At 67.8% G+C, this 18,608-nt stretch carries 19 protein-coding genes and 1 pseudogene; 15 read left to right on the forward strand and 5 right to left on the reverse strand.

Translation table 11 applies throughout. From position 1 onward, the window contains the following. The first annotated feature begins 19 nt into the window (after nucleotides 1-19). From ACZ5QD_RS03425 to proB, 7 genes are all read left to right on the forward strand, one after another. Nucleotides 20-436: a hypothetical protein gene (locus tag ACZ5QD_RS03425; RefSeq protein WP_156150436.1), complete on the forward strand. Its 417-nt coding sequence runs from the start codon at nucleotides 20-22 to the stop codon at nucleotides 434-436. Nucleotides 437-508: 72 nt separating this feature from the next. Further along, complete coding sequence (ndk, locus tag ACZ5QD_RS03430) at nucleotides 509-925, forward strand: nucleoside-diphosphate kinase (RefSeq protein WP_039867500.1); 417 nt, start codon at nucleotides 509-511, stop codon at nucleotides 923-925. Nucleotides 926-1,248: 323 nt separating this feature from the next. Further along, nucleotides 1,249-4,428, forward strand: a complete 3,180-nt coding sequence (locus tag ACZ5QD_RS03435; RefSeq protein WP_464367114.1) for a translation initiation factor IF-2 N-terminal domain-containing protein — start codon at nucleotides 1,249-1,251, stop codon at nucleotides 4,426-4,428. A gap of 224 nt (nucleotides 4,429-4,652) precedes the next feature. After that, complete coding sequence (gene rplU, locus ACZ5QD_RS03440) at nucleotides 4,653-4,964, forward strand: 50S ribosomal protein L21 (protein WP_006896649.1); 312 nt, start codon at nucleotides 4,653-4,655, stop codon at nucleotides 4,962-4,964. Nucleotides 4,965-4,998: 34 nt separating this feature from the next. Continuing rightward, entirely contained in the window at nucleotides 4,999-5,262 is a 264-nt protein-coding gene (rpmA, locus tag ACZ5QD_RS03445) for a 50S ribosomal protein L27 (protein ID WP_006896650.1), read from the forward strand. 105 nt (nucleotides 5,263-5,367) lie between these two features. Beyond that, nucleotides 5,368-6,873 carry a GTPase ObgE gene (gene obgE / locus ACZ5QD_RS03450; RefSeq protein ID WP_045539525.1) on the forward strand — a complete coding sequence of 502 codons (1,506 nt, stop codon included), beginning with the start codon at nucleotides 5,368-5,370 and terminating at the stop codon, nucleotides 6,871-6,873. After that, a complete protein-coding gene (gene proB / locus ACZ5QD_RS03455; protein WP_045539523.1) occupies nucleotides 6,863-7,981 on the forward strand; it encodes a glutamate 5-kinase in 1,119 nt (372 codons plus the stop codon). The genes obgE and proB overlap by 11 nt, the downstream gene beginning before the upstream one ends. 299 nt (nucleotides 7,982-8,280) lie before the next feature. Here the strand turns inward: proB and ACZ5QD_RS03460 are convergent, their stop codons facing one another. The 4 genes from ACZ5QD_RS03460 to ACZ5QD_RS03475 form a co-directional block, all read right to left on the reverse strand. Further along, complete coding sequence (locus tag ACZ5QD_RS03460; protein WP_006896653.1) at nucleotides 8,281-8,703, reverse strand: ectoine synthase; 423 nt, start codon at nucleotides 8,701-8,703, stop codon at nucleotides 8,281-8,283. Further along, a complete protein-coding gene (gene ectB / locus ACZ5QD_RS03465) occupies nucleotides 8,700-9,998 on the reverse strand; it encodes a diaminobutyrate--2-oxoglutarate transaminase (RefSeq protein ID WP_045539522.1) in 1,299 nt (432 codons plus the stop codon). Before ectB ends, ACZ5QD_RS03460 begins: the two co-directional genes overlap by 4 nt. Nucleotides 9,999-10,035: 37 nt before the next feature. Beyond that, nucleotides 10,036-10,560 carry a diaminobutyrate acetyltransferase gene (gene ectA / locus ACZ5QD_RS03470; protein ID WP_006896655.1) on the reverse strand — a complete coding sequence of 175 codons (525 nt, stop codon included), beginning with the start codon at nucleotides 10,558-10,560 and terminating at the stop codon, nucleotides 10,036-10,038. 106 nt (nucleotides 10,561-10,666) lie between these two features. Then, nucleotides 10,667-11,569, reverse strand: a complete 903-nt coding sequence (locus ACZ5QD_RS03475; RefSeq protein ID WP_006896656.1) for a Sir2 family NAD-dependent protein deacetylase — start codon at nucleotides 11,567-11,569, stop codon at nucleotides 10,667-10,669. 61 nt (nucleotides 11,570-11,630) lie between these two features. Here ACZ5QD_RS03475 and rsmD point away from each other — a divergent pair, with 61 nt between their 5' ends. The 8 genes and pseudogenes from rsmD to ACZ5QD_RS03515 all read left to right on the forward strand — a co-directional run bounded on the left by rsmD (nucleotide 11,631) and on the right by ACZ5QD_RS03515 (nucleotide 18,273). Beyond that, nucleotides 11,631-12,176 (forward strand): 16S rRNA (guanine(966)-N(2))-methyltransferase RsmD, encoded by a 546-nt coding sequence (gene rsmD, locus ACZ5QD_RS03480; RefSeq protein ID WP_464367115.1) that lies wholly within the window; start codon nucleotides 11,631-11,633, stop codon nucleotides 12,174-12,176. Nucleotides 12,177-12,227: 51 nt separating this feature from the next. Further along, a complete protein-coding gene (gene coaD, locus ACZ5QD_RS03485) occupies nucleotides 12,228-12,716 on the forward strand; it encodes a pantetheine-phosphate adenylyltransferase (RefSeq protein ID WP_006896658.1) in 489 nt (162 codons plus the stop codon). Nucleotides 12,717-12,863: 147 nt separating this feature from the next. Continuing rightward, nucleotides 12,864-13,652, forward strand: a complete 789-nt coding sequence (locus ACZ5QD_RS03490; protein ID WP_006896659.1) for a DivIVA domain-containing protein — start codon at nucleotides 12,864-12,866, stop codon at nucleotides 13,650-13,652. An 88-nt stretch (nucleotides 13,653-13,740) separates the two neighbouring features. After that, a complete protein-coding gene (locus tag ACZ5QD_RS03495; protein WP_006896660.1) occupies nucleotides 13,741-14,289 on the forward strand; it encodes a YceD family protein in 549 nt (182 codons plus the stop codon). Next, complete coding sequence (rnc, locus tag ACZ5QD_RS03500; RefSeq protein WP_006896661.1) at nucleotides 14,286-14,990, forward strand: ribonuclease III; 705 nt, start codon at nucleotides 14,286-14,288, stop codon at nucleotides 14,988-14,990. The genes ACZ5QD_RS03495 and rnc overlap by 4 nt, the downstream gene beginning before the upstream one ends. A gap of 12 nt (nucleotides 14,991-15,002) precedes the next feature. Then, a complete protein-coding gene (mutM, locus tag ACZ5QD_RS03505; protein ID WP_062367617.1) occupies nucleotides 15,003-15,878 on the forward strand; it encodes a bifunctional DNA-formamidopyrimidine glycosylase/DNA-(apurinic or apyrimidinic site) lyase in 876 nt (291 codons plus the stop codon). Nucleotides 15,879-16,297: 419 nt separating this feature from the next. After that, nucleotides 16,298-16,937 (forward strand): annotated as a pseudogene (locus ACZ5QD_RS03510) (IS256 family transposase); the annotation flags it as partial. Nucleotides 16,938-17,115: 178 nt separating this feature from the next. After that, entirely contained in the window at nucleotides 17,116-18,273 is a 1,158-nt protein-coding gene (locus ACZ5QD_RS03515) for an IS30 family transposase (protein ID WP_006896665.1), read from the forward strand. Here ACZ5QD_RS03515 and ACZ5QD_RS03520 read toward each other — a convergent pair. Continuing rightward, the gene (locus ACZ5QD_RS03520) at nucleotides 18,222-18,581 is read right to left on the reverse strand and encodes a transposase (RefSeq protein WP_464367255.1); all 360 of its coding nucleotides are present in this window, start codon (nucleotides 18,579-18,581) and stop codon (nucleotides 18,222-18,224) included. The genes ACZ5QD_RS03515 and ACZ5QD_RS03520 overlap by 52 nt on opposite strands. Nucleotides 18,582-18,608: the final 27 nt, after the last annotated feature.

Consider the following 18,608-nt stretch of genomic DNA (forward strand, 5'->3'; position numbering starts at 1 on the left):
GATGGGGAGGACCGACAGGGTGACGAGTCGCGCAGGCCGGGTGGGGATCGTAGTCGGGGCCGTCGCTGCGGCGACGGTGCTGGCGGCGCCGATCGCGAGCGCGGAGCCTTCGTCGCAGCCGTCGCAGCCGTCGCAGACACCGGAAGCGAGCATTCCGATGCCGGTGCGCGAGGGGGCGCTCGGCTATCTCGCGACGCGGTCCTCGACCCTGTGGCTCGCCGACCGCGGCGTCGACCAGGTGATCGCCAACCTGCCCGCGCCGCCCGCGTACTCCAGCGCCAACCGGCAGATGGCCAAGACGCTCAAGCAGGAGCTAGATGCGGCCGTCGACACGCCGGGCGCGTGCCTGCAGATCATCGTCGACGGTCCCGGCCAGACCGGCGGGGTGTTCAACTACGGGTTCTTCGCCGTCGAGAAGCAGTACTGCCCGAAGTGACTCGGGCACGGTGAACCCGCCCGCGGGGGTGGGACGGTGCGGGCGGTGTCGTGCATCGCTACAGTGTCCTGCGTGACTGAACAGACTCTCGTCCTCATCAAGCCCGACGGCGTCCAGCGCGGACTGGTCGGCGAAGTGATCGCCCGCATCGAGCGCAAGGGACTGCGCCTGGCTGCCCTGGAACTGCGTGACGTGACCGTCGAGGTCGCGAGCGAGCACTACGCCGAGCACGCCGAGCGGCCGTTCTACGGCTCGCTGCTCGAGTTCATCACCTCGGGTCCGGTCGTCGCGGCCGTCGTCGAAGGTCCGCGGGCCATCTCCGCATTCCGCCAGCTCGCCGGCGGCACCGATCCCGTCGAGAAGGCCACGCCGGGCACCATCCGGGGTGACTTCGCGCTGGAAACGCAGTTCAACATCGTGCACGGATCGGATTCGCCCGAATCCGCGGCGCGTGAGATCGCTCTCTGGTTCCCCTCTCTGAACTCCTGATTCGACGACGCCGACACGGCGCGCGGGAGCCTTTTCGTCACTCGTGTGCGGGTTACGGCCCGTGATGTGGGATACTTGCCTAGTCGTCGGAGTCACGCTTTGGCACCGACGATCGACGCACAGCCGTTTTGAGTACCCGGTTCCGTCCGACCCCAGCCCGGGGTCCGGCTTCGGTCCCAGGCCTGCGTCACGCAAGGCGTCTTGACGACGCGAAGACCACATAACACCCGGCCGTGGAGGCCGGCACACATTGGAAAGGCCCTCGCGTGGCCGCGTTGTCGAGTTCATCTGTGCGACGCGCCCGGGGGTCTTGAGGAGACCACGTGACAGATAACGGGTCGTCGGCTGATGCCACTTCGGCAGATCAGCCAGCGGAAAAATTCCCCCTTCGACTCCGCGTGCATGCGCTCGCCCGCACGCTCGGACTGACCAGCAAGCAGGTGCTCGCGCACCTGCAGGAGATGGGGGTGACGGCGCGCACCGCGCAGTCGTCGATCTCTCGAGCCGACGCCGAAGCCGTCGAGCTCCGTATCAGCGGCGCCGTCGAGGATGCGGCGGATGAGGCCGGAGAGCCGGGGGCGCCGTCGCTGTTCTCAGCGGTGGAGACGCCGCAGCCGGTGCCGACGGCGAAGGCCGAGGCGACCGCGCCGCTGTTCCTGGCGGCAGACGCCGATGAGACCGCTCCGGCCGGTGAGAAGACGGCCGGTGAGAAGACGGCCGGTGAGAAGACGGACGAGAGCGCCGAGAAGAACACCGAAGCCAAGAAGGCCGAAGGCAAGAAGTCGGACGGCAAGAAAGCCGACAGCAAGAAGTCGGACGGCAAGAAAGCTGACGGTAAGAAGACCGAGGGCAAGAAGGCCGAGACCACGGACATCCCGGAATCGGATGGGTCCGAGAAGCAGGCCGACAAGAAGCCGGGCAAGAAGAAGGCGTCGGCCAAGAAGCCCAAGAAGTCCGAGGTCGACGAGGCGGGCACCGGTGACGAGACGCCGGCCGCTCCGGAGACCGCCACAGCGCCCGTCGAGCCCGAGTCGGAGGTTCCGGCAGCCGGCGGGGAGGATGACGAACAGACGTCCGGCGAGAGCGAGAGCCGGTCCCGCAGGCGCAGGCGCGGGCGTCGCGGTCGCGGTCGCGGACGCGGCGATCAGGGCCCCGAGGGATCCGACAGTGAGTCGGACGATGCTCAGGACGGCGTGGAGTCGGACCAGAACACCGCCGAGACAAGCGGTCCCGAGAAGAACGGGCCGGACGACGACACGGCCGATGCGGACCAGGCACAGGCCGATGCGACCGGATCGGCGTCGGACGAGGAGACCGAGGCGGACTCCGAGGCAGCGGTCCCGTCGAGCAAGCGGCGTCGCCGCCGGCGCCGCCGCCGTGGCGGGTCCGACTCGGATGAGACGGTCTCGGCGGACGATCCGCCCAACACCGTGGTCCACGAGCGTGAGCCGCGCGCCAAGAAGGTGCGCGACGAGGTGCAGGGCATCTCGGGTTCCACGCGGCTGGAGGCGAAGCGGCAGCGCAGGCGAGACGGTCGTGACGCCGGGCGGCGTCGTCCGCCGATCCTGACCGAGTCGGAGTTCCTGGCGCGCCGGGAATCGGTGGAGCGCGTGATGGTGGTGCGTGAGCGCGCCGCCTCCGGTGCGGGCGACGGCCACGATCAGCATGCGGCGCCGGTGGAGGACTACACGCAGATCGCCGTCCTGGAGGACGGCGTGCTGGTGGAGCACTTCGTCACCACCGAGACCTCGCAGTCGATGGTCGGCAACATCTACCTGGGGCGCGTGCAGAACGTGCTTCCGGGCATGGAAGCCGCCTTCGTCGACATCGGCCGCGGACGCAACGGCGTCCTCTACGCCGGCGAGGTCAACTGGGAGGCCGCCGGCCTCGACGGCGGTTCGCGCAAGATCGAACAGGCTCTCAAGCCGGGCGACCACGTTCTGGTCCAGGTCAGCAAGGACCCGATCGGGCACAAGGGCGCACGGCTGACGACGCAGATCTCCCTCGCCGGCCGGTACCTGGTGTACGTGCCGGGAGGGACGTCGACGGGTATCAGCCGCAAGCTCCCCGACACCGAGCGCAAGCGTCTCAAGCAGATCCTGGCCAAGCTCGTCCCGGACGAGGCCGGCGTCATCATCCGGACCGCGTCCGAGGGCGTCAGCGCCGAGGAACTCGGCGCGGACATCGAGCGCCTCGAAGCACAGTGGAAGAGCATCGAGGCGGCGGCCGACGAGCACCGGTCGAAGGCACCGGGCACTCCGAAGGCGCTGTACGAAGAGCCGGATCTGCTGGTTCGAGTGGTCCGTGACCTGTTCAACGAGGACTTCCGCAAGCTGGTCGTCGAGGGCGAACGCGCATGGTCGCAGGTATCGGGGTACGTCAACGACGTCGCTCCCGACCTCGCCGAGCGGCTCGAACGCTTCACCAAGGCGCATGCCGACGCGCCCGACTCGTTCACCGTGCACCGCATCGACGAGCAGCTGGCCAAGGCGCTCGACCGCAAGGTGTGGCTGCCGTCCGGCGGCACGCTGATCATCGAGCACACCGAGGCGATGACGGTGGTCGACGTGAACACCGGCAAGTTCACCGGCTCGGGCGGCAACCTCGAGGAGACCGTCACGCGCAACAATCTCGAAGCCGCCGAGGAGATCGTGCGGCAGATGCGCTTGCGCGACATCGGCGGCATGATCATCGTCGACTTCATCGACATGGTTCTCGAATCGAACCGCGACCTCGTTCTGCGACGGCTCACCGAGGCCCTGGCCAGGGACCGGACGCGGCACCAGGTCTCCGAGGTCACCTCGCTGGGACTGGTGCAGATGACCCGCAAGCGACTCGGCACCGGTCTCCTCGAGGCGTTCTCGACCACCTGTACCGCGTGCTCCGGTCGCGGGGTGATCGTGCACGCCAATCCGGTTGAGGTACGCCCGGCTGACGACGGAAGCCGCAACGGCGGCGACGGAGGTTCACGCAAGTCGCGCCGCTCGCGTCGGCGCGGGGGAGACCAGCAGCCTCAGCAGGAGGCGGCGCCGGCCAAGCCCGCACCGCACAAGCCGGCCGCCGAGCATCCGCTGTTCCGCGCCATGGCTCATCCGGACGACCACGACGAGCACGACGCGGCGGCCGAGCCGGCCGCCGATACCTCGGTGCCCGATGCGAAGGCGCCCGAGGTCGAGAATGCCGAGGTCGAAATCGCTGAGGTGGCCGTGGCCGAGGTCGCTGCCACAGACGGTGCAGTGAGCGAAGTCGCGGCGGAGGTCGTCGTCGAGACGATGACGCAGACACCGGAGCCGCCGGTGGCGGTGGTGACGCGTCGACGTCGTCGCGCAGTACGCCGTGCGGCCGCACCGACGACGGCCGTCGAGTCGGTGGACGAGGTCGTGGAGCATGAGCCGGTGACGACGGTGGCCGAACAGTCCGCCGAGCCGGTGGTCGCGGTCACGCGCTCGCCCCGGCGGCGCAGTGGTCGCCGCGCCGCGGGGCCGCCGCCCGCGCAGCAGTGACCTTCCTCTCGGCGCGCGGCCCGCGCGCCGAGAGTTTGACCTGGACAGGCCCGGTACCGTAGCCTTGACAGGTCGCCTCCCGCAGGCGCGTAGACAGTTGCGCGCATCGGCGGGAGAGGTTCGAGGGCCTTGAGGCCGCGGACCGCACACACCAGATTATGTCGGACACGCAGGATCGGCCTGCGCACTCCGGCCCGATGAGACGAGTTAAGAGGACAGCGGGAATGGCAACGTACGCGATCGTCAAGACCGGCGGTAAGCAGTACAAGGTCGCCGAGGGCGACATTGTGAAGGTCGAGAAGATCGACGGAGAGCCTGGCAGCACTGTGCAGCTGCCGGTTGCGCTGGTCGTCGATGGTGCGAATCTGACCACCGACGCCGACAAGCTCGCCGCTGTCTCGGTCACCGGTGAGGTCGTCGAGCACACCAAGGGCCCGAAGATCCGGATCCACAAGTTCAAGAACAAGACCGGCTACCACAAGCGCCAGGGCCACCGTCAGCAGCTGACGGTCCTCAAGGTCACCGGTATCAAGTAGAACTCGCTCTTCAGCATTTCAGGAGGACAGTCAGATGGCACATAAGAAGGGTGCATCGAGCTCGCGCAACGGTCGCGATTCGAATGCTCAGCGACTCGGTGTGAAGCGTTTCGGCGGCCAGGTCGTCAGCGCCGGCGAGATCCTGGTCCGTCAGCGCGGCACCAAGTTCCACCCGGGTGTGGGCGTCGGCCGCGGTAAGGACGACACGCTGTTCGCTCTCGCGGCCGGTGCGGTCAAGTTCGATGTGAAGCGCGGTCGCAAGACGGTGAACATCGTCCCGGAGCCGGTCGCAGTCTGACCTGGCATCCGAACTCATAGCTCTTTTCGACAGGGCGGGCAGGGTCTCTAGACACCCTGACCCGCCCTGTCGGCTTATCTGGACCCATTCGAGGAAGGCTGGAACATGTCACGCTTCGTCGACCGCGTGAAGATCGAGGTCGTGGCGGGCAACGGCGGCCACGGCTGCACGTCCGTGCATCGCGAGAAGTTCAAGCCGCTGGGCGGCCCCGACGGGGGCAACGGCGGCCGGGGCGGCGACGTCCGGCTGGTCGTCGACCCGCAGGTGCACACCCTCCTCGACTTCCACTTCCGGCCGCATGCGCGGGCGACCAACGGGAAGCCCGGCATGGGCGGCAACCGGAACGGCGGCGCCGGTGAGGACCTGATCCTCAAGGTGCCCGACGGGACGGTGGTGATCGACGAGGACGGCGAGATCGTCGCCGACCTGGTCGGTGCCGGTACCGAGTTCATCGCCGCGCAGGGCGGCCGGGGTGGTCTGGGCAACGCGGCGCTGGCCTCGCGGGCGCGCCGGGCGCCGGGATTCGCGCTGCTCGGCGAGCCCGGAGACGAGCGGGAACTGACCCTCGAGCTCAAGTCGGTCGCCGACGTCGGGCTCGTCGGCTTCCCGTCGGCGGGCAAGTCGTCGTTGGTGTCGGTGCTCTCCGCGGCGAAGCCGAAGATCGCCGACTACCCGTTCACCACGTTGGCTCCCAACCTGGGCGTCGTGACCGCCGGTGCCGAGGTATTCACCGTCGCCGACGTGCCCGGCCTGATCCCCGGAGCGTCGCAGGGGCGCGGACTGGGACTGGACTTCCTCCGGCACCTGGAGCGCTGCGCCGTCCTGGCGCACGTCGTGGACTGCGCGACCCTCGAACCGGGACGCGACCCGGTGTCGGACATCGACGCGCTCGAGGCCGAACTCGCGGCGTACCAGCCGGCGCTGGACGCCGACCACTCGCTGGGCGACCTCGCCACGAGGCCGCGCGTGGTCATCCTGAACAAGATCGACATTCCCGAGGCGGCTGAGCTGGCGGATCTGGTGGAAGCCGACATCGCCGAGCGAGGCTGGCCGGTGTTCCGCATCTCCGCTGTGGCCCACCAGGGACTGTCGGAGCTGACCTTCGCGCTCGCGGAGATGGTGGCGCGGTACCGGGCCGAGCACGCCGAGCCCGTGGCCCGCCGCGCCGTCATCCGGCCCAAGGCAGTCGATGAGTCGGAGTTCACCGTGGTCGCCGATCCCGATGTCGAGGGCGGGTTCATCGTGCGCGGGGCCCGTCCGGAGCGGTGGGTGCGTCAGACGCAGTTCGACAACGATGAGGCCGTCGGCTATCTCGCGGATCGGCTGAACCGCCTCGGCGTCGAGGACGCGCTGGTGAAGCGGGGTGCCAAGCCGGGCGCGCCGGTGACGATCGGCGAGATGACCTTCGACTGGGAGCCCACGACTCCGATGGGCGTGGCCGTGCCGATCACCGGCCGCGGCACCGACATCCGTCTGGAGCGCAACGACCGAGTGGGTGCCGCAGAGCGCAAGCTCGCGCGCAAGATGCGCCGCCAGGCTTCCGATGAGAACGAGCTGGGTTGGGGCGCAGGGGATCTCGGGCAGGAGGAGTCGGACGTCGATGACGAGTGATGTTCGGCAGTTCCTCGCGACGGCCCGCAGCATCGTCGTGAAGATCGGTTCGTCCGCCGTCACCGACATGGTGACCGGTATCGACCACGCCAGGCTCGACGCGCTGGTCGACGCACTCGAAGCACGGATGCGCGCCGGATCGGACGTCATCGTCGTGTCGTCGGGGGCCGTCGGCGCGGGAATCGCGCCGCTGGGCCTCAAGAAGCGGCCCCGCGACCTCGCGACCAAGCAGGCGGCGGCGAGCGTCGGCCAACTCCGCCTGGCGCACGCCTGGGGGACGTCGTTCGCTCGTTACGACCGTACCGTCGGCCAGGTGCTGCTGACCGCCGACGACGTGTCGAACAGGTCCCACCACGCGAATGCGCAGCGAACTCTCGACCGGCTTCGCGCGCTGCATGCGGTGGCCGTCGTCAACGAGAACGACACGGTCGCCACCAACGAGATCCGCTTCGGCGACAACGACCGGCTGGCCGCCCTCGTCGCGCACCTGGTGCACGCGGACGCGCTCGTGCTGCTGTCGGACGTCGACGGGCTGTACAACGGCGATCCCCGCAGACCCGGCCCTGACGGCCAACCGGCGCGGCTGATCGAACAGGTCGACGGACCCGACGACCTGGACGGAGTGATCGCAGGCAACGGCGGTGCGCTGGGAACGGGCGGCATGGCATCGAAGCTGGCGGCGGCGCGGCTGGCGGCCGACTCGGGTGTCCCGGTGCTGTTGGCCGCGGCCTCGGCCGCCGGTGAGGCGCTGTCGAACGCTTCGGTCGGCACCGTCTTCAAAGCCCGGCCGACCCGGATGTCGGCCAGACGGTTCTGGGTGCGCCACGCAGCCGAGGCGCGCGGCACGTTGACGCTCGACGACGGTGCTGTCGCCGCGGTCTGCGGTCGGCGACGGTCGCTGTTGGCCGCGGGTGTCACCGCGACGGTCGGCGACTACTCCGACGGCGACGTGGTGGAGCTGGTTGACGCGGCCGGAACAGTTCGCGCCCGAGGCGTCACATCGTATGACGCCGACGACGTCGCGCAGATGATCGGCCGTTCGACGTCCGAGCTGCCCGCCGATCTGCGCCGTCCGATCATCCACGCCGACGACCTGGTCCCGGCCTGACTCCGGGTTTCGTCGGAGGGGAGTGTCGAGGCGGTGGTGTCTCGATACGCTCGCTCACTTCGTTCGCGTGCGACTCGACTGGCCTGGGGCGCGGCTTGTCGACTGGCCTGGGGGCGCGGCTTGTCGACTGGCCTGGGGCCTGGGGGAGCGGCTTGTCGACTGGCCTGTGGGGGACGGCCCGGCAGGGTTGTCGAGTAGGCCCGGAGCGCAGCGGAGGGGCGTATCGAGACCGGGCGGACACGGAACCGAAAGCGCCCACCCGACCAGCGGTCGGGTGGGCGCTTTCGCTGCGGAAACAGTCAGTCGGCTCGGTGCTTGCCCTCGCCGGCGGGGACCGTGACGAGCGGGTAGACGCCGTTCTCGTCGTGGACCTCGGTGCCGACCACCGGCGGGTTGAAGACGCACAGCATCCGCATCTGCTCGTCGACGGTCACGGTGTGACGCTCGTGGCCGTCCAGCAGGTACATGCTGCCCGCGCGGAGCGGGTAGATCTTCCCGGTCTCCCGGTCGAGCAGGGTGCCCTTGCCCTCGACCAGCCAGACGGCCTCGACGTGGTTCGCGTAGTGGAACTCGTTGATCGAGCCGGCCGCGATCGTGGTCTCGTGGAACGAGAATCCGACCCCGTCGCCACCGAGCACGATCCGCTTGGAGACCCAGTTGCCCTTCGGGTCGGCCACCTCGCGGTCGGTTCCGGTGATCTCTTCGGTGGTGCGGACGATCATGCTTCGGCCTCCTCGGGGGCGGTGTCGGCAGCGAAGGCCTCGTCGACCGATTCGCTCAGGATCTGCAGACCGTGGGCGAGATCCTCGCTGCTCATGGTGAGCGGGGGAAGGAGTTTGACGACCTCGGAGTCAGGACCCGACGTCTCGGCGAGCAGGCCCTTGGAGAACGCGATCTCGCACGTCCGGCCGGCCAGCTCGGGCTTGTCGAAGGCGAGGCCCTGGACCATGCCGCGGCCCCGGTGCGACAATCCGTCGTGGCGCTGGCACAGGTCCTCGAAGGACTGCGCGATCTCCATGCCCTTCGCCTTCACCTGGACCGAGAGCGCATCGTCGGACCAGTACTTGTTGATGGCGGCGGTCGCGGTCACGAACGCGGGGTTGTTGCCGCGGAACGTGCCGTTGTGCTCGCCGGGCTCCCAGACGTCCAGCTCCGGACGGAGCAGGGTCAGTGCGAGCGGCAGTCCGTAGCCGCCGATCGACTTCGACAGCGTGACGATGTCCGGCACGATGCCGGCCTCCTCGAACGAGAAGAACTCGCCGGTGCGGCCGCAGCCCATCTGCACGTCGTCGACGATCAGCAGGATGTCCTTGCGCTTGCAGAGGTCGGCCAGGCCGCGCAGCCACTCGGGACGCGCCACGTTGACGCCGCCCTCGCCCTGAACGGTCTCGACGATGACGCCGGCGGGCCGGTTGAAGCCCGAGCCGGAGTCCTCGAGAACACGCTCGAACCAGGCGAAGTCTGCGACGCTGCCGTCGAAGTAGTTGTCGAAGGGCATCGGCGTGGTGTGCACCAGCGGTACGCCGGCGCCGTTGCGCTTCATGGCGTTGCCGGTCACCGCCAGCGAGCCGAGCGTCATGCCGTGGAAGGCGTTGGTGAAGTTGATGACCGCTTCGCGGCCGGTCACCTTGCGGGCCAGCTTGAGCGCTGCCTCGACCGCGTTGGTCCCGGTGGGGCCGGGGAACTGGACCTTGTAGTCCAGCCCGCGGGGCTCCAGGATCTTGGCGGCGAAGGTCTCGAGGAATTCGCCCTTCGCGCGGGTCGACATGTCGAGTCCGTGAGTGATTCCGTCACGGACGATGTAGTCGACGAGCGCATCCTTCAGAACAGGATTGTTGTGGCCGTAATTGAGAGCGCCTGCGCCTGCGAAGAAGTCAAGATAGCGATTCCCGTCGACGTCTGTCAGCCAACTGCCCTGAGCAGTGTCGAAGACGGCGGGCCAATCACGGCAGTAGGAGCGGACTTCGGATTCGTGCTTGGTGAAAGTTCGGTCGTCCAGTGCAGTTTCGATTGTCATTTTCGAGAGTTTCCTCGTTTGAGTTCTGCCGGTTCCGCTATTGAGCGGAGCCCGGCGTCAGCAGATACAGGTCCTCGGGCTCATGGGAGTCGATGAACAGTTCCGCGCTGAAGAACGGTTCGCGTGTCAATTGCAAACCGAGGGCTCGGGCAGCGCCTGCGAACAGTCGCTGGGACGCCTGATTGTCGGGGCTTATCGTGGTGTTGATGGCGACGACACCGGCTTGAGCGCAGTGCCGGAACAACTCGCAGACCATCCGCTTGGCGATCTGCTTCCCGCGTTGCGTCTCGTCGACGGCCACCTGCCACACCATGAGGGTGTCGGGTGCCGCTGGTCGACGGTATCCGGTAGCGAAGCCGACGACGTCTCCGTCGAATTCAGCCACGATCGACGTCTCGGAAAAATCCTGTGACCAGAGAACGTAGGCATAGGGCGAATTAACGTCCAGCACGCGCGAATCGCGAGCGATCTCCCATATTCTCTTTCCGTCACGGGCCCGCGGTCGCCGGAAGGTGACCGTGTTTCCGTTGTCTGTCTCCGGTGAAGGATCATTCGGGTTCATGACGTGACCGAGGCTATCGGCCGTTCATAGGAAAGTCACCGCAGATCGAATATTGCCTGCGCGGAACCCCGCCTTTGTGCAGTTCAAGCAAACAATGTGGTGTACGTCACAGTAACGTTGAACGTGCGGCAGCGATGCGGTCTGCGACCGCGGGAAGAATGACCTCGCACCGGTGGTCGATCTTCAGGGTCGCCAGGTCGTCGCCGCGCGTTCGGCCGCGGTTCACGATCGCTACCGGCTTGCCCGCGGCCACCGCTCTGCGGACGAATCTCAGTCCGGACATCACGGTCAGCGACGACCCGGCCACGAGCAGCAGATCGGCGTCGTCGACCAGGGAGAACGCCTGAGCCACCACATCCGGGCCCACCGTCTCCCCGAAGTAGACGATGTCGGGCTTCAATACTCCGCCGCACCTCTCGCAGTCGAGCATCACGAAGTCGCCGATGTCCTCGAGCGCGGCGTCGGCGTCGGGGGCCACCTCGATCGCGCCTCGGGAGGCCACCCGATCGGCGTAGCCGGGGTTCGCCGCCTCCAGAGCCTCGGCGAGCCGGTGGCGGGAGACCTGTTCGCCGCAGCCCAGGCAGCGGACGCGACCGTAGGAGCCGTGCAGATCGACCACCGGGCGCGACCCGGCCTTCATGTGGAGCATGTCGACGTTCTGTGTGATCACCCCGGAGAGGACTCCCGCGTCCTGCAGGGTGCGCAGTGCCCGATGGGCGGCGTTCGGCGCGGCGGCGTCCATATGCCGCCATCCCAGATGGTTGCGGGCCCAATACCGGCGCCGGCTCTCTGGGGAGGAGAGGAAGGCCTCGATCGTCATGGGACGCCGCACGGGGGAGTCGGGGCTCCGGTAGTCGGGGATTCCGGAGGGCGTCGACAGTCCGGCGCCCGTCAGCGCCACCGCGCGGCGGCCGTCCATGAGTTCGGCGAGTTGCTCGGCACGGCCGTCCGGGTCCGGATCGGCCACCGTGGGCGCTGCCGGGGTCCAGGCCGTCGTGCGGATGCGCATGCCGACAACGCTACTGCGGGCGGGTTCGCGGCCGCGACCATCCACTACCATGGGCCTCGATATGACCAGAATCATCGCCGGTGACTTCCGCGGCCGTCGGCTCGCCGTTCCGGCCGACACCACCCGGCCGACCTCCGACCGCGTCCGCGAAGCCCTTTTCTCCATGCTCGGCTCCCGGATGGACCTGTCCGGAGTCCGGGTGCTCGACCTCTATGCCGGCACGGGTGCGCTCGGACTCGAGGCGGTGTCCCGGGGAGCGGCGTCGGCGGTGCTCGTCGAGTCCGACCGCCGGGCTGCCGGGGTGCTGCGGGACAACGTCGCCGTCTGCGGCGCAGCGTCGCGGGTCCGGATCGTCAACCGCCCGGTGGAGTCGTTTCTGGCGGCGCCGTCCGGAACGTTCGATCTGATCCTCCTCGATCCGCCTTACGAGGTGCCTTGCGAAGAGGTCGACCGAATGATCTCGGCATGCGAACCGGTTCTGGCGTCCGACGGCTGGGTGGTGGTGGAGCGCGGCCGTCGCAGCGCCGCCGTCACCTGGCCCGACGGACTGGAGGAAGTGACGTCCAAGCAGTACGGCGACACGGTGGTCGTGCTGGGCGGTCGCTGACCGCGGCCGTCGCCGCGGCGCCGGAGACGGCGTCGCGTAGATTCAGCAGACATGAGTGCTGCAGTCTGTCCCGGGTCGTACGATCCGTTCACTCTCGGCCACCGCTTCGTCGTCGAACGCACGGCTGCCCGGTTCGATCGGGTGGTCGTGGCCGTCGTGGTGAACCCGAACAAGCAGGGGATGTTCACCGTCGAAGAGCGCATCGCGCTCATCGAGCGGGACTGTGCCGACCTGGAGAACGTCGAGGTGCGCAGCTGGACCGGTCTGGTGGTGGATCTGCTGGTGGCAGAGGGCGCCGACACGATGGTCAAGGGGCTGCGTTCGGAGAGCGACTTCGCCTACGAGATCCCCATGGCGCAGATGAACCGGGAGCTGACCGGGTGTGAGACGTACTTCATGCTCACGGATCCGCGGTACGCGCACGTCTCCAGTTCGCTGGTGAAAGAGGTCGCCAAGCTCGGCGGCGACGTGACGCCCTATCTCTCCGAGCACATTCACCAGGCGCTGGCCGACCGTTTGTCGCAGACGCGCAGTGTCTGACGGATACGCCCACTGATAGTCCGGGGCCTGACGGGGCGACACGCCCGATGCGGCCCTCCGGCGTCACAGTCGCAACATTCGGCACAATGGCCTCAGTGATATCAAAGGCCGCCGAACCTACGGCTGTGCCGGATCGGAGATTGAATCGTGTACCGCGTATTTGAAGCGCTTGACGAGCTGGTCGCGATCGTCGAAGAGGCGCGCACCGTGCCGATGACCGCGGGGTGTGTGGTTCCCCGGGGCGATGTGCTGGAACTTCTCGACGATCTGCGCGATGCGCTGCCCGGCGAGCTCGACGACGCGCAGGACGTGCTCGACGAACGCGACACCCTCGTGTCGAACGCGCGTGAGCAGTCCGATCGCCTCATCACCGGTGCCGAACGCGACTCCGAGGCGATGCTCGCTCATGCGCGGGCCGAAGCCGATCGGATCCTCGCCGAGGCGAAGGCTCGAGCCGACCGGATGCTCGACGAGGCGAACGGCAACGCGCAGGCCGTCATCGCCGACGCGAACGACGAGGCCCAGCGGCTCGAGCACAGCGCCGCACGCGAGTACGAGGCCGTGACCGGCCGAGCCCGCGCCGAGGCCGGACGCGTCGTAGAGGCGGGCAACGCCAGCTACAACAAGTCCGTCGCCGACGGCATCGCCGAGCAGCAGCGGCTGGTGTCCGAGTCCGAGGTGGTCTCGGCCGCCAAGCAGGAGGCCGAGCGGATCATCGATGCGGCGCACGCCGAATCGGACCGGCTGCGCGGTGACTGCGACATCTACGTCGACGACAAACTCGCCGACTTCGAGGAGATCCTCACCGGCACGCTGCGGTCGGTGAACCGCGGACGCCAGCAGTTGCGGACGGGCGCGGGCATGCACGATTACGTCGAGTATCCGCACGGCATGGACGAGGGACCGCAGCCGGGTCCGGCGCAGATGGCGGGCTGAGGTCGCGCTCGATCCGGGACGCGGCCACTGAACTTCGTTCGAGCAGGGACTACTGAGTAACATCGTTCGGGTGACTGATTCTGGATTCGTGATCGATGTCCGGTCGGTGCCCCGCCGGGCCGGTTCGATGATCGAGAAGGCGTGGACCCTCGAAACCCCCGACCGCATCGGTGCGGAGATGATCGGCATTCCCGCCGGCGGCGAGGTGGCTTTCGACCTGCGTCTCGAGTCGGTGACCGAGGGTGTCCTCGTGACCGGTACGGTCACGGCCGTCGCCGAGGGCCAGTGCGGCCGCTGCCTGGACCCGCTGACCCAGGACGTCTCCGTGTACCTGACGGAACTGTTCGCGTACCCCGACAGTGAGACCGACCGCACAGCGGAGGACGAGGAAGAACTCGAGCGCATCGTCGACGAGCGGATCGATCTCGAGCAGGTGGTGATCGACGCGATCGCGACGGAGCTGCCGCTGTCGCCGCTGTGCACGCAGGACTGTCCGGGACTGTGCCCGATCTGCGGAGTGAAGCTGGCCGACGCCGAGGAGGGCCACGGCCACGACATCATCGACCCCCGATGGGCGAAGCTGGCCGACCGGCTGACCGAGACGGACGGGGACGCCGGCGAGGACGGTGACCGGTGAGCAAACGGCCCGACCCGTCGCTGCTCACCGATGTGCTCGGCGTCACGATCAGGAACGATCTGCTGAACCTGGCGCTGACCCACCGCTCGTACGCGTACGAGAACGGCGGGCTGCCGACCAATGAGCGCCTCGAGTTCCTCGGCGACGCCGTCCTAGGCGTGGTCGTCACCGAACGGCTGTACGTCGGCTTCCCGGACCGTCCCGAGGGCGAGCTGGCGAAGATCCGGGCGAGCGTGGTCAACATGCACGCCCTCGCGGACGTCGCCCGCGGCTTGGGCGACGGCGGGCTCGGCGCACATCTGCATCTCGGCCGCGGTGAGGAACTGACCGGCGGCCGCGACAAGGCGTCGATCCTCGCCGACGGCCTGGAATCGCTGTTCGGGGCGATCTTCCTCGACCACGGCATCGAGGTCGCGAAAACGGTCATCATGAAGCTGTTCGAGCCGATCATCGAACGATCGGGCCGGCTCGGTGCCGGACTGGACTGGAAGACCTCGCTGCAGGAGCTCTCGGCCGAGCGGAGCCTCGGCCAGCCGCAGTACCAGGTCACGTCGACCGGACCGGACCACAACAAGGAGTTCACCGCGATCGCCGTGGTCGGCGGCACTCAACTGGGCACCGGTACCGGCAGGACCAAGAAGGAAGCCGAACAGAACGCGGCCGAACTGGCGTGGAAGGCACTCGAGGAACAGCCGCGTTGATCGGACCGTCCGGTGCCTGAACTTCCCGAGGTCGAGACCATCCGTCTCGGCCTGTCGACCCATCTCTCCGGTCGGACGGCGCGCGAGGTCGAGGTGCTGCATCCGCGCGCGGCCAGACGCCACGTCGGCGGACCCGTCGATCTCTCGAATCGATTGCGCGGCAAGACCTTCGAGGCCGTCGAGCGGCGCGGTAAGTACATGTGGCTGCTCGCCGCGGACCGCGCGGACGAGGTGGCCGTAGTGGTCCATCTCGGCATGAGCGGGCAGATGCTCCTCGCCGAGCAGGGTGCCGCCGATCCGGTGCACCTGCGCATCCGCGTGCCCCTCGACGACGGGAACGAACTGCGTTTCGTCGACCAGCGGACCTTCGGCGGCTGGCATCTGGACGAACTCGTCGACGCCGGGCCGCGCCGCGTACCCGAGTCGGTGGCGCACATCGCACCGGATCCCTTCGAGCCGGCTTTCGACCGCGACGGCGTGGTCACCGCGCTGCGGCGTCGGGACACGGAGATCAAGCGCGCGATCCTCGACCAGACCGTGATCTCCGGTGTCGGAAACATCTACGCCGACGAGTCGCTCTGGCGCGCCGGCCTGCACGGCCGGCGACGCACGCGCGGCATTCCGCGCGCCCGGCTGGGAGAACTCGTCGATCACGCAACCCAGGTGATGCGGGAGGCGGTCAAGGTCGGCGGCACGTCGTTCGACGACCTGTACGTGAACGTGAACGGGCAGTCGGGTTATTTCGAACGATCGTTGAACGCCTATGGGTGCGAAGGACTTCCGTGCCGTCGCTGCGAGACGCCGATGGTGCGCGAAGCATTCATGAACCGGAGCTCGTTCTTCTGCCCGACGTGTCAGCGGGTGCCGCGGCGCCGGAGGGTTGCCTGACCGACTACTCGCAATGTATTGGTGCCTGCTGTCGGTGTACGTCGCCTTCTATCGGGCGGTCCGTTCAGAATCCTTCCTTGGAACCTGCCGCGCTCGTGTGCGTCACTCGATGTCGGTACCGGCCGATAGGGTGTAGCCATCGAGTAGAGGCCAGCAGTCGCGGGCCGACAGGAGGGAGTAACTGATGAAGTCCAGGCACCGTGTGAAGGCCCACGGTGAGGTCTTCACGCCGCGCCACATGGTTGAGCGGATGCTTGACCTGGTGCGCGAGGACCTGGAGACCGGCACTGACTTTGTCGACAGGACTTTCCTCGAGCCTGCAGCCGGCGATGGCAATTTCTTGGCTGCGAATCGACAGACAGCGGTGAGGTCAGGGTAGATACGAGCGTCATCTGCCTCGTCGGCATGAACGACTCCAGCAGGTCGCCACCAGCGAAACCAAAGCCTCGTGGAACACCTTCCTCGCCGACCTGGTCGCCCGCGGCCTCGGCGGAGTCCGCCTGGTGACCTCTGACGCCCATGCCGGGATTGGTCGAGGCGATCGCCGCGACCCTGCCCGGCGCCGCTTGGGAGCGCTGCCGCACCCACTACGCCGCAAATCTGATGGCGGTGTGCCCGAAATCGATGTGGCCGGCTGTGAAAGCGATGCTGCACAGCGTCTACGACCAACCCACACCAGAGGCGGTGAACGCCCAGTTCGACCGGCTGCTCGAATACACCGAAGACCGGCTACCCGACGTCGCCGAACACCTCGGCGACGCCCGTGAAGACCTGCTGGCGTTCACCGCGTTTCCGGAAGATGTGTGGCGCCAGATCTGGTCCAACAACCCCACCGAACGGCTCAACCGCGAGATCCGCCGCCGCACCGACGTCGTCGGCATCTTCCCCAACCGCGACGCCATCATCCGGCTCATCGGAGCAGTGCTCGCCGAGCAGACAGATGAATGGGCCGAAGGCCGCCGCTACCTCGGCCTCGAGGTGCTCAGCCGTTGCCGCCTGACCGTCACCGACCACACGCCGGAGGTGAACACCGACCCACTGATCCAACTACCCGCCTGACCACCTACGAAGGACCACAACCAGTTACACCACTACCCGGGACTTGACCGATCAGCGGTGTGGCCGGTCGAGCTCGGCCGCGAAGAAAGCCGACGCTGTCTTCAGAATCGGCGGATTCAAGCGGTCAGTGCAACGAGTCCTGTGAGATGAGGCAGTCACTGATCACAGGAGGATCCGGATGCAGGGCAAGCACGGTCATCTCAGTCGGGAGCAGAAGCGGCTGGCACTCAGGCTGCATGCGAGGGGTTGGCGGCTGGTCGACATCGCCAAGGAGATCGGCTGCAGCGCGCCGATGGTCGGGATCATGGCCCGCACCGGCAGGCACGCCGACGCCAAGCCGTTCGGCTGGGAGCCACGCCAGGGCTGCCTGACGATTGACGAGCGCGAGCAGATCCTGGTGGGGATCAATCGTGGCGACACCTTCACCGCGATCGCCGAGCACCTGGGGCGCGCGGTGTCGACCATCAGCCGCGAGGTGAAGCGCGGCGGTGGTCGCTGCGGCTACTCGGCATGGCATGCGCACGAACGCGCTCGCGATCAAGCTCGTCGGCCGAAGTCTTTCAAGCTCGCGTCAGGCCGGTTGCTCGAGGAGGTCTCCAGCCGGCTGGAGCAGTTGTGGTCCCCCGAGGAGATCGCGGCGCGCCTACGGTTGGATCACGCCGATGATCCGGAGATGCGCGTGAGCCACGAGACGATCTACCAGTCCCTGTTTGTCCAGGGCCGAGGCGAGTTGCGCCGCGAGTTGGCGCGGTGTCTACGGTCCGGAAGAGCGGCCCGAAAGCCCCGCGGCACCACTGACGGCCGCGGCCGGATCCCCGGCATGGTGATGCTCAGCGAACGCCCCGCAGAAGCCGACGACCGCGCCGTGCCCGGACACTGGGAAGGCGACCTCATCCTTGGCGAGGGCAGCCGCAGCGCGGTCGGGACGCTCGTCGAGCGATCGACGCGGATGACGCTGCTGTTGCACCTCCCAGATGGCAAGACAGCCGAGCAGGTCGAGGCAGCGATGCGCGCCGCGATCAGCAAACTACCGTCCTCGTTGGCCAGAACGATCACCTGGGACCAGGGCGCGGAGATGTCGCAGCACGCGGCGTTCACCACTGCCACGGGTATCCCGATCTACTTCTGCGATCCCCACTCGCCCTGGCAGCGCGGGAGCAACGAGAACACCAACGGCCTGTTGCGTCAGTACCTGCCCAAGGGCACCGACCTGAGCGCCGTCACCCGCGAGGAGTTGGACGCGATCCAGGACAGCCTCAACAGCCGACCGCGCAAGACTCTGGGCTATCTGACACCATCAGAGAAGCTCGCAGAGCTTCTTGCGCCCACCGCTTGAATCCGCCATCTCGTTCGCCCGACGCAGCTCTCGAACTTCCTTCTCCAACAAGCGGATCCGCTCGATATCTGAAACTGTCTCGACCCAGGCGCTTCGGCTTGGCCGTCTTCGACGCGGCGGACCCAGGTCCGCAGGGTCTCGGGGTTGACGTCGAGTTGCTTGGCGATCCGCGCCAGAGCTCCGGGCGCGGTCTCGGGATCCTTCCGAGCATCGATGGCCATCCGTGTGGCACGGTCCCGCAACTCGGGTGAGTACTTCGGTGGGCGAGGCACGAAACAAGTGTCCCTTCCGGTCAAACCTGTCTCCATCAAACCCGGGACGATTCAATCGTCACT

This window comes from Gordonia sp. J1A (assembly GCF_055393515.1).